The organism is Sphingomonas sp. 1F27F7B, from assembly GCF_005503355.1.
In the GTDB taxonomy this organism is placed as follows: Bacteria; Pseudomonadota; Alphaproteobacteria; order Sphingomonadales; family Sphingomonadaceae; genus Sphingomonas.
The window spans coordinates 1-1109 of the sequence record NZ_SCMK01000057.1 but is presented as its reverse complement, the minus strand read 5'-3'; the positions used below and the strand labels follow the sequence as shown (position 1 = coordinate 1109).

Here is a 1109-nt window from a genome sequence, read left to right as displayed (position 1 = left end):
TTCAAGATCGCGATGATCTGCTCTTCGCTGAACCTGCTGCGCTTCATTCTCGTCCGACTCCTTTGCGTCGGACTCTACTCAAAATCGGTCACATTCCAGGGGCGCACGTCACCTCGCGTTACCATCAATGAATCTATACATCCGCAGAGCTGCGGTTCTCCTTTTAAAGGTCACGGGAATGGTTGATCCCTTCGCTGACGCTCAGGCATGGTATGATCGAGCTCAGAAGCACATCGCTGAATATCGGCAATTGGCCAATGCGCAGCAGATTTGGACTATTCACCGCAGTCAGCCCAGCGAAGGGGTTTTTGAATATTCGCTTCGCTTCAATCGTAACCTCCTGGTCGAATTGAAACCTATCGCTGGCGAAGCGGCAAATGCCCTGTTTCAAGCCCTGGATAACATCATTGGAGTGGCCGCAAGACAGACGAGCGTTAAGCGCGGCACACAGATTGGTTGGCCATGGGCGATTGAACCAATTCCAGATTCCAAACTCCCGGGAGCGGTTCGCCCTGCAATTACCAGCAAGCTCAAGACCCTGGATAAAGCGGGCTTGCCGCAAGCTTGGCTGACGTTGATTGAAGAGACGTTCGCCGCGCCAGCGGTAAGCTTGCCTCATATTGATGTCGTAAAAGAAGTCTCGCTCAGCGGGAAGCACTGGGAATTGGTGCCTACCAAGGCGAATGCGCTCGCAATTGCGTGGACGCCGCAAGGTTCAACGCAACAAGTGGTTGTCAACATTCCAGAAGATTATTTTGAGGTGAACGATGAATTCATCTTTCACAAGGGCGATTCTATAGATGTGTATATTCAGGCTATTGTAAAAGTTACGCTTGCCGTGTCGAAAACAGATTTCCAGCCTGAACCGGTGTTTGCTTTTGAGGCGACGTCGAGATTTGTGATGACGGCGCTGCAAAAAGCTAGGCGGCTCTGGGAAGCCGCTGTTCACTGATGCGAACTGCTGCTCCGTCCGCCGCCAGGCCACCATGCACTTCTTAGGGTCAGGACCCATTGATGTGAGAGGTGCGATCTGATTCAGGCTCCGCAAGGAGACTGACTGTGAGCAACCTGTACTGGCTGACGGACGAGCAAATGGCGCGGCTCGCGCC

At 52.9% G+C, this 1109-nt stretch carries 2 protein-coding genes; both read left to right on the top strand.

The genetic code is table 11. The features are described from left to right. Positions 1–186, top strand: a 186-nt coding sequence (locus FFS08_RS23915) for a hypothetical protein (RefSeq protein WP_212742074.1), incomplete at its 5' end; no start/stop codon positions are given. Then, positions 179–952 (top strand): hypothetical protein, encoded by a 774-nt coding sequence (locus FFS08_RS23340; protein WP_137865142.1) that lies wholly within the window; start codon positions 179–181, stop codon positions 950–952. The genes FFS08_RS23915 and FFS08_RS23340, both read left to right, overlap by 8 nt. The last annotated feature ends 157 nt before the right edge of the window (positions 953–1109 follow it).

Coding starts and splice junctions, on each gene's coding strand:
- FFS08_RS23340 (WP_137865142.1), top strand. CDS start 179: ATGGTTGATCCCTTCGCTGACGCTCAGGCATGGTATGATCGAGCTCAG.